The organism is Peptoniphilus duerdenii ATCC BAA-1640, from assembly GCF_000146345.1.
In the GTDB taxonomy this organism is placed as follows: Bacteria; Bacillota; Clostridia; order Tissierellales; family Peptoniphilaceae; genus Peptoniphilus_B; species Peptoniphilus_B duerdenii.
Genome location: NZ_GL397071.1, coordinates 798,215 through 808,072 on the forward strand (window position 1 = coordinate 798,215; position 9,858 = coordinate 808,072).

The window sequence follows — 9,858 nt, forward strand, 5'->3', positions numbered from 1 at the left end:
TAATCTATCGTCTTTTTTTATTTAAGAAATTATTTTAATAATAAAAAGATAGATTCAAAAATCTAAGGAAGTTTCTAATTTTATTGAAATTTTTAAAAAATCTCTAATGGCATAATCATTATTTATATTTATTAAAAATACTTGGAGTAAAAATTTTTATTTAATACATTGACACTCATCAATATAAATAATATAATTACATTGATAGACATCTATTTAATAAGGAGGAATATTATGAAATTACTAGATGTAGCGGCGATTTTAAAAGTGCTTGGGGATCCAACACGTCTTAAAATTATAAAGATACTTTCAGATAATAAGGAGAGGTGCGCCTGCGAACTTCTTGCAACTTTTGATATAACTCAGCCGACTCTTTCTCACCACATGAAGATTTTAAATAATTTTAAACTGGTTAAGACTAAGAAAGCCGGTGTGTGGAATTACTACACATTAAATAGAAAAACCATGGAAGAATTAAAAAATTACATGGATGATTTATTTAATACCGGGGCTTAAAATGATTTTTGAATTTATCCAAAATAATATTTTTAAAATGAATTGGCTTTACAATCTAACAGGTAAAGTATTAAAACTAATTCCATTTGATTTAAATATGAGACTTAGTGATGCAATCCATTTTTTCATCTACGATGTTTTAAAGATATTTATACTGTTAAGCGTGCTTATCTTTATCGTTTCATATATACAGAGCTTCTTTCCGCCAGAGAGAAGTAAGAAGATTATGGCAAAATTCAAAGGAATTTCCGCAAATATTGTGGCAGCTTTACTGGGCACTGTGACACCTTTTTGTTCTTGCTCATCTATTCCACTTTTTATTGGATTTACAAGTGCAGGTCTTCCTATTGGAGTTACATTTTCGTTCTTAATTTCTTCTCCAATGGTTGATATTGGAAGTCTTATTCTTCTTATGAGTATCTTTGGAGCAAAGATAGCTGTCGTTTACGTTTTGCTTGGGCTAGTCATAGCTGTAGTTGGCGGAAAGATTATAGAAAGCGCAAAGATGGAGCGTGAGATAGAAGAATTTATTTTAAACGCCAATGTAGGTGAAGTTTCTCAATCGGAACTGACCATAGAGGATAGAATTAATTTTTCTAAGGATCAAGTGGTATCCACTTTTAAAAAAGTTTATCCTTATGTCCTTGTAGGAGTGGGAATAGGAGCCATCATCCACAACTGGATTCCAAATGATTTTATAGAAAAAATACTGGGTGAGAATAATATCTTTGGCGTTATAATTGCAACCCTTGTAGGTGCACCAATGTATGCAGATATCTTTGGGACTATACCTGTGGCGGAAGCCCTCTTTGCAAAGGGAGCGCTACTTGGAACTGTTTTAAGTTTTATGATGGCTGTGACCACTCTTTCTTTGCCATCTTTGATTATGTTAAGAAGAGCGATAAAGCCAAGATTGTTAAGGCTTTTTATAATAATATGCGTAAGTGGAATTATAATAGTTGGATATATTTTCAATATATTTAGTTATCTATTCATATAAATAAAATAGGAGGAACTATGAAGAAAAAATTATACGTACTTACAGGATTTTTAGGATCTGGGAAGACTACATTTCTATTAAATCTTTTAGATAAGATTAAAGATAAAAAGATAGGAATAATTCAAAATGAGTTTGGAAAAATAAATGTAGATGGAGAAATAATTGATAGAGATGGCATAAAGATGACGGAAATCAGCAGAGGCTCCATATTTTGCTCCTGTTTAAAACTATCTTTTGTAGAATCTCTTGCTGAAATGGGAAAGATGGATCTAGACTATGTATTCGTTGAAAGTTCAGGGCTTGCGGATCCTTCCAATATAGAAGAAATCCTTGAAGCTGTAAAGGTACTAGCAGGCGATGTATATGAATTTAAGGCTGCAATATGCCTTATAGATGCTGTTAATTTCTTAGATCAAATAAAAGAAGAAACGGTTTATCGCCAACTCGTCCACTGTCATATGGCAATAGTAAATAAGATTGATCTTGTAGATGAAAACCAAATTCATAAGATAAATGAAAAGATTAAAGAAATAAATCCAAACTGTCTAATAAAGTATGGAAAAGAAGGAAATATAGGACTAGATTTTCTAAGTACAGATCTAAAATCTTTAAATAAAATAGCAAGTGAAGATTCTTTAAACACAGTTGACAATAAGCCTAAGACCATTTCCTTGCAAACAGAAGAAATTCTTACAAGAAAAGAGTTAAATGAGTTTTTAGAAAAAGTACTTCCAGATTGTTATAGAATAAAAGGATTTTTCCATCTTGAAGAAGGATGGTTCCAAGTGGATGTGGTGGAAAAACTAATCGATTACAAACCACATGGTGAAAGGAAAAACTCAGAGCTTGTGTTTCTCTCAAAGGTAGGTCCAAAGGTCATAAGAACCATAGATACAAATTGGAAAGAAATAGTAAATAAACCAATGAAACTTAAGAATTGAGGTGGAAGATGATAATAAAAGTAATTGGAGAAGGTTGCAAAGATTGCGATAAGCTTTATGAAAATGTGACAGAAGCGGTAAATGAATTAAATCTCGATGCAAAAGTAGAAAAAGTTGAAGATTTAATAGAAATAGTAAAACTTGGAGTGATGACATCTCCATCTGTAATGGTGGATGGTAAGCTTGTGGTGAGCGGAAATGTTGCAAGTGTAAAGAATCTGGTTAAGATTTTAAAAAAAGAAATGTGACAAAATATTTGTAAAATAATTAAAAAAGAGAAAATCCCTATGACTAGGGATTTTTTTGCGTTTTTGTTAAATTTATTCTGGATTTTAAAAATTATTTCTTTAAAATCTTTTTGATGCTTTCTTCATCCAGATTTTCAATTACATTTACCGCAAGATCAACTGTTGCTTCAAAGTCAGAGATGTCTGCGAAATTGTAATGACTGTGTACGAATCTAGATGGTATACCTAGAACTAGCACAGGTACGCCTTCTCCACTTAAGTGAATTGCTCCGGCGTTGGTGCTGCCGGCGCGACGAACGGCAGATTGGTACTTAATATTATTTTTATTTGCGATTTCTTTTGCAAATTTAATATATTCGAAACTGCTGATGTAGGATTGATCCATGTGGCGAATTTGAGTACCACCGCCGAGAGTGCCTTGGGCAACTCCTTCCGGGAAGTATCTGTCATCGGCAGGGGAGCCTTCGAATAAAATTGCAAGGTCCGGTTTAACCTTTGCGCTTGTGATCTTTGCACCACGCATGCCCACTTCTTCTTGGGCAGCAAAACCTCCCACCACATTTACATTTAAATTTTTAGAATCTTTAATTCTCTTTAGAGTTTCGATGATTGAGCAGCAGCCGAGCCTGTTGTCAAAAGCCTTGCCCCTTATTAGGTTTCTCTTGGCGTCGTGTCTAAAATCAACCAGTGGAGCCACAGGAGCACCCACATCTATTCCAAAATCTTCTATAACTTCTCTTCGCGATTTCGCTCCAATATCGATAAACATGGAATCGATTGAAAGAGGGCGTTTTCTTTCTTCTTCACTCATAAAATGTGGTGGAGTAGATCCGGTGATGCCTTCTACAATTTCTCCGTGAATATTTTTGATTCCAACTAGGTGGGCAGGAATATTTGTTGCTACCCAACCTCCAAGTGGAACGAACATAAGAGTTCCGTTGTCTAGGATACTTTGCACCATGAAGCCGACCTCGTCTGTGTGAGCGTCGAGTAAAACTGTGTAAGGTTTGTCAGAATTATTTTTTATTCTAGCAAATAGATTGTTCATAGAATCGGTTTCGATGGAAAAATCTTTTAAATTATTTTTTATAACATCTAGCACGTCGTCTTCAAATCCAGATGGACCAAAGGCGGTGGTTATACTTTCTATTAAATTAATATCAGTCATAAATCCTCCTATTTTATTTATGTTTATAAAGTTTATTTAAATTTATTATAACACTTTTGAGGGAAGGTTAGAAACGGGTGGCTTTGAGAATTGTTATTGATTTTATTTGCAATAGCTTGACCTTTAGAGGTTATACCCGTTCGACTCACTGCGTTCGCTCAGGGTGACCGCAGTTGGGAAGACTCTATAAAGAAAACCCAAAGGAAGACAGTCACCCTGAGCGGAAGAGCCGAAGGTTCTGTAGTCGAATGGGTATAACCCTGGTGTGGTTAAAAACGGATGATTAAATTTAAATGCTCTACCTATAGCATGAAAAAATTAAACACTCTACCTATAGCACGGTAACAAATATTAATTAATATAACTTTGCCAAAAATTTAATTTATATTATTACAGTATATTTATATAAATTTACGGGTATTATATGAATACGAATATCTATTCGAATAAATGGGAGGAAAAATATGGACAGAAATGTATTGATTGGCGGGGCTGCCGGCCAAGGTATGGATACGGTGGCAAACCTTTTCAACAAGGTTTTACAGAGAAGTGGCTACTATGTATACACCACTTCTGACTACAGATCTCGTGTTAGAGGCGGTCACAATTTCTTTCAAATCAGATTTTCTGATAGAGAAATTTCAAGTCCAAGACGTGGTCTGGATGTGATCTTTGCTCTAAATGAAGAGACTCTTGAAAGACATCTTGATAGACTTAATGAAGGCGGAGTTAGTTTCTGCGACGAAGGCATCGAAGGTTTTGAAGGTACTAAAAAATATAATTTAGTTAAGAAGGCTAAGGAACTTGGTAATCCAAAGATGATTTCTACCATCGGTCTTGGTATGCTTCTTGGCAAGTTAAAGATTGATGTGAAGGTCGGAGAAGAAGTGGTTCGAGAAACTTTTAAGGAAGGTCTAATCGAAGGAAATATCAAGGCTCTAGACTACGGTTACAGTATTACTAAGACTGAAGTAAATCCGATTGAAGCAAGGGAAAGTATTTTAATAAATGGAAACCAAGCGGTTGGTCTTGGAGCTGCTGCAGCTGGTTGTAAATTCTACGCTGCTTATCCTATGACTCCTTCTTCTGGAGTGTTGGGATTCTTGTCTTCAGTTTCCGATGAACTTGAAATCGTGGTGGATCAATGTGAAGACGAGGTTGCTGCTTTAAACATGGCTCTTGGTGCATCATTTGCCGGTGTCCGAGCTATGACAGGTTCTTCTGGAGCTGGTATGGCGCTTATGAGCGAGGCTTTTTCCCTTGCGGGCATCATAGAAACTCCGGTGGTTATCATCGATGTGCAAAGACCTGGTCCTGCAACTGGACTTCCAACTGACACTGAACAGGCTGATTTAAGATTTTTGATTCACAACGGACATGGAGAATTCCCTCGTAAGGTTATAGCTCTTCGTTCTGCTGAAGATGCTTTTTATCAAACTACTAGAGCTTTTAATCTAGCTGACAAATATCAAATCCCTGTGATTTTAATGTCTGATAAGGAACTTGCGGATACAAAGATAAGCACTGCTCCTTTTGATTTTAGTAAGATTGAAATCAATAGATATCTAGCGGATCCTAATGACTATGAACCAGGCACTTACAATAGATATGAAATTACAGATTCTGGTGTGAGTCCAAGACTTATTCCTACCCGTGCCAACGGAAACATGGTCATGGTGGATTCCGATGAACACGATGAATTCGGAAGAACTAGCGAAGACGCTCAAAATAGAATAGCTCAAGTGGACAAGAGACACAGAAAGTTCGAAGGAATTATCGCCGACGAAGAAGAACCTTGGGAAATCGGTGTGGATGACTTCGACACCTTGGTAGTATGTTGGGGATCAACCTATGGAGTCGTAAAAGAATCCATCGACCTTCTAAACGAAAAAGGTCACAAAATAAAGGGACTTGTCTTTGGAGATGTGTTCCCACTACCACTTAAGAAATTTAAAAAATTCCACTCTATGGCGAAAAATTATATCGTTGTAGAAATGAATAGAGATGGACAGTTCGAAGGGCTTATCCGACAAGAAGCGCTGGTTGCATCAGATCATCTCATCACCAAGTACGATGGAAGACCGTTCTACCTTGAAGAATTAGTTGAAAGATTAGAGGAAGTGCTATGAAAAATTTTGAATTTAATATAACTGAAGAAACGCAATGGTGCCCTGGTTGTGGTAACCCAAGCATCAGGCTCGCTCTTAAGAATGCACTTGACGAACTTGGACTAGGTATGGACGATGTAATTATGTCTGCTGGTATCGGTCAAGCTGGAAAGATGCCTCAGTATATCGACCTTCACGCCTTTGCAGGGCTACATGGAAGGAGTCTTCCTGTTGCAACTGCTATAAAACTTGCAAATCACAAGGCTGTTGTAATAGCTGAAGGGGGAGACGGTGACGGATATGGAGAAGGTGGAAACCACTTAATCCACGCAATAAGAAGAAATACAAACATTACCCAAATCGTTCACAACAACCAAGTATATGGACTTACAAAAGGACAGGCATCACCTACAACGGGACATGGTCAAGTCCAAACTTTTGCCCAAGATGGAGCTAGAAGTAAGATGATGAAACCACTTGCCCTTGCCCTTACCCTTGGATCAGGATTCGTAGCGAGAGGATTCTCCGGCGATGTAAAACAACTTACAGAAATAATAAAAGAAGCCATAGAATTTAAAGGATACGCACTTGTGGACGTGCTTCAACCATGTATAACTTGGAACAAAGTAAACACATTTAAATGGTACAAGGAAAGAGTTAAACCGCTTGGGGAAGACTACGACAGCACAAACTTCGACCTTGCAATGGAAAAGGCAATGATGTGGGGAGATGAAATTCCTACAGGAGTTCTATACAAAGTAGAAAGCACCACCTACGAAGATCAATTTGGATTCTTAAAAGATGGTGAACCTATGATAGACAGAGTTCTAAATCCAATGGACGCGAAAAAAGTAATGGATAGAATGAAATAGAAAAAATTTAGTAAAGACTTTTGCAATGCAAAGGTCTTTTTTGATGCAAAAATTTAAATTGAATTATAATTTGTTTCATAGAATGAAAAATAAAAGATTTTTTGGTATACTTGTCTTAGGAGGGCACAAATGCAAAGATCAATAGAATATATTACGAAACTTACATCCATTCCATCACCAACAGGCTTCACAAAAGATGTGATGGATTATATTATGTCAGAACTTAAATCCATGGGCTTAGAACCTTACAAGACTCCAAAGGGAAATGTGATGGTTACCCTTAAGGGAGAAAAAGAAGGTGGGGAAAGACTTGTAACAGCCCACTGTGACACTCTTGGAGCAATGGTTAAGAAGATTTTGCCATCAGGAAGAATCATGTTTGATTTAATCGGTGGATTTACCTATAACTCAATCGAAAATGACAATGTAATCATACACACCAGATCAGGCAAAAAAATCACAGGTACCATTCTTTTAAACCACAGTTCTGTTCACGTTTATCGTGACGCAGGAACTCTTGAAAGAAATCAAAATAATATGGAAGTGCGCGTAGACGAAGTTACAAAATCTGAAGAAGACACTAGAAAACTTGGAATCGAAGTGGGAGATTTTATTTCCTTCGACCCTAAGACCATAGTAACAGAAAGTGGATTTATAAAGAGCCGTCACCTAGATGACAAGGCTTCTGCAGGAATCATCCTATCCATACTTAAAAAATACACAGAAGAAAAGATCGCACCAAAAGTGACAACCCATTTCGCATTTTCTTGCTACGAAGAAATCGGACACGGAATGAACTCAAACATTCCTGAAAATGTAGTGGAATACATGGCAGTTGACATGGGAGCCATCGGAGAAAATCTAACGACAGATGAATATGTGGTTTCCATCTGCGTGAAAGATTCATCAGGACCATATAACTACGAACTAAGACACCATCTAATCGACCTATGCGAAGAAAATAAAATCCCATACGCTGTGGACATCTATCCATACTATGGATCAGACGCATCAGGAGCACTAACTGCAGGATACGACATCAAACACGGACTATTCGGAGCGGGAATAGAATCTTCCCATGCCTACGAAAGAACACATGAAAAGGCAGTAGAAGCAACATTTAACCTACTAGATAAATATCTAAGATCAGACCTTGTAGATTAATCTATTGCAATAAAAAATTTTTCATGGTAGAATATTACAAAATGAATATAGACGTTGAAGAGGAGTAGTAGCAAGGACTATTTGCAAAGAGAATCTGCGTATTGGTGAGAGCAGAAGAAACAAGCTTGTGAATCCACCTTGGAGTTTAGCATTACAAGTGGACATTTTATGTCAACTAGGGTGGCAACGCGGTAATAACCGTCCCTTATTGGGACGGATTTTTTTATTTTAAGGAGAAAATATGTTAGATATCAAATTTGTAAGGGAAAATCCTGAAATCGTAAAAGAAAATATAAAGAAGAAATTTCAAGATGAAAAACTTGCTTTAGTAGATGAAGTATTAGAAATGGATGTAGAATTTAGAGCAAAGAAGACTCGCGGCGACGAACTACGCGGTAAGAGAAACGCTCTATCCAAGACCATCGGTGGTCACATGGCTAAGAAAGAATTCGAAGAAGCTGAAAAAGTAAAGGGAGAAGTTGCACATATAAACGACGAACTAGAACATCTAGAAGAAGATGAAAAAGAACTAGAAAAGAAGATCAGAGAAATCATGCTCGTAATCCCACAAATTATGGCAGACGACGTTCCAATAGGCAAGGATGACTCAGAAAATGTGGAACTAGAAAGATTCGGCGAACCAGTAGTACCAGACTTCGAAATACCATACCACGTAGATATAATGGAAAGCTTCGACGGAATAGATCTAGACTCAGCAAGGAAGACCTCAGGAGCAGGATTCTACTACCTAAAGGGCGATATAGCAAGACTACACTCAGCAATCCTAGCATATGCGAGAGACTTCATGATAGATAGAGGATTTACCTACTTTATACCACCATTTATGATCCGTTCAGAAGTAGTAACAGGAGTAATGTCCTTTGCAGAAATGGAAAACATGATGTACAAAATCGAAGGGGAAGACCTATACCTCATAGGAACATCAGAACACTCAATGATCGGTAGATTTATAGACACCATCACACCAGAAGAAGACATGCCACTTACCCTTACATCATACTCACCATGCTTCAGAAAAGAAGTAGGAGCACACGGAATCGAAGAAAGAGGAGTATATAGAATCCACCAATTCGAAAAACAAGAAATGGTAGTAATCTGTAAACCAGAAGATTCAATGATGTGGTACGAAAGACTATGGAATAACTCAGTAGATCTATTTAGATCCCTAGAAATACCAGTAAGAACACTAGAATGCTGTTCAGGAGACCTAGCAGACCTAAAAGTAAAATCACTAGACGTAGAAGCATGGTCACCAAGACAACAAAAATACTTCGAAGTATGCTCATGCTCTAACCTAGGAGACGCACAAGCAAGAAGACTAGGCATAAGACTAAGAGGGGAAGACGGCAACTACCTAGCACACACACTAAACAACACAGTAGTAGCACCACCTAGAATGTTAATCGCATTCCTAGAAAACCTACTACAAGAAGACGGCTCAGTAAGAATCCCAGAACCACTACAACCATACATGGGCGGCATGAAAGAAATAAGAAGAAAAGATAAATAAGAATATTTAAAGAAAGGGCACTTAGGTGTCCTTTTTGTTTTTTTGTAGTGGAAAGATTTTGCTTCCACAGCCGAAGGCTACAATGAACCACCCAACTACCGTCACCCTGAGAGGCAGTCGAGTTCTACAAATCAGCCTTCGCAATGCTCATTCTTTGGAACTCTTTGCACGAGACCTGCAGCGAAACGGGAGATTTTGGCTAGGGCTTCGACGCTCTACACGGAAAGCCCTAAGGAAGGCAGTCACCCTGAGCGAACGAAGTGAGTCGAACGGGTATAACATCTATAGACCTAGTCTATGCAAATAAGTT

At 37.4% G+C, this 9,858-nt stretch carries 9 protein-coding genes and 1 other annotated feature; of the genes, 8 read left to right on the forward strand and 1 reads right to left on the reverse strand.

Annotated elements, in window-relative coordinates; all coding sequences use genetic code 11:
- Nucleotides 1-234: 234 nt before the first annotated feature.
- The 4 genes from HMPREF9225_RS03605 to HMPREF9225_RS03620 are packed head-to-tail and all read left to right on the forward strand — an operon-like array spanning nucleotide 235 to nucleotide 2,705.
- Nucleotides 235-516 (forward strand): ArsR/SmtB family transcription factor, encoded by a 282-nt coding sequence (locus HMPREF9225_RS03605; RefSeq protein WP_008901584.1) that lies wholly within the window; start codon nucleotides 235-237, stop codon nucleotides 514-516.
- Nucleotide 517: 1 nt separating this feature from the next.
- A complete protein-coding gene (locus HMPREF9225_RS03610) occupies nucleotides 518-1,516 on the forward strand; it encodes a permease (RefSeq protein ID WP_141553732.1) in 999 nt (332 codons plus the stop codon).
- Between the two features lie 17 nt (nucleotides 1,517-1,533).
- Entirely contained in the window at nucleotides 1,534-2,457 is a 924-nt protein-coding gene (locus HMPREF9225_RS03615) for a CobW family GTP-binding protein (RefSeq protein ID WP_008901586.1), read from the forward strand.
- An 8-nt stretch (nucleotides 2,458-2,465) separates the two neighbouring features.
- Entirely contained in the window at nucleotides 2,466-2,705 is a 240-nt protein-coding gene (locus HMPREF9225_RS03620) for a thioredoxin family protein (RefSeq protein ID WP_008901587.1), read from the forward strand.
- Between the two features lie 91 nt (nucleotides 2,706-2,796).
- Here HMPREF9225_RS03620 and HMPREF9225_RS03625 read toward each other — a convergent pair whose 3' ends face one another.
- Nucleotides 2,797-3,873, reverse strand: coding sequence for a M42 family metallopeptidase (locus HMPREF9225_RS03625; protein WP_008901588.1), 1,077 nt, complete (start codon nucleotides 3,871-3,873; stop codon nucleotides 2,797-2,799).
- 464 nt (nucleotides 3,874-4,337) lie between these two features.
- Between HMPREF9225_RS03625 and HMPREF9225_RS03630 the strand changes: the two genes are divergently transcribed.
- The 4 genes from HMPREF9225_RS03630 to serS all read left to right on the forward strand — a co-directional run bounded on the left by HMPREF9225_RS03630 (nucleotide 4,338) and on the right by serS (nucleotide 9,548).
- Nucleotides 4,338-6,002, forward strand: a complete 1,665-nt coding sequence (locus tag HMPREF9225_RS03630) for a 2-oxoacid:acceptor oxidoreductase subunit alpha (protein WP_008901589.1) — start codon at nucleotides 4,338-4,340, stop codon at nucleotides 6,000-6,002.
- Nucleotides 5,999-6,853, forward strand: coding sequence for a thiamine pyrophosphate-dependent enzyme (locus HMPREF9225_RS03635; RefSeq protein WP_008901590.1), 855 nt, complete (start codon nucleotides 5,999-6,001; stop codon nucleotides 6,851-6,853). Before HMPREF9225_RS03630 ends, HMPREF9225_RS03635 begins: the two co-directional genes overlap by 4 nt.
- A gap of 129 nt (nucleotides 6,854-6,982) precedes the next feature.
- Entirely contained in the window at nucleotides 6,983-8,017 is a 1,035-nt protein-coding gene (locus HMPREF9225_RS03640) for a M42 family metallopeptidase (protein ID WP_008901591.1), read from the forward strand.
- Between the two features lie 45 nt (nucleotides 8,018-8,062).
- Nucleotides 8,063-8,226: a binding site (T-box leader), on the forward strand.
- Between the two features lie 32 nt (nucleotides 8,227-8,258).
- Nucleotides 8,259-9,548, forward strand: a complete 1,290-nt coding sequence (gene serS / locus HMPREF9225_RS03645) for a serine--tRNA ligase (RefSeq protein ID WP_008901592.1) — start codon at nucleotides 8,259-8,261, stop codon at nucleotides 9,546-9,548.
- Nucleotides 9,549-9,858: the final 310 nt, after the last annotated feature.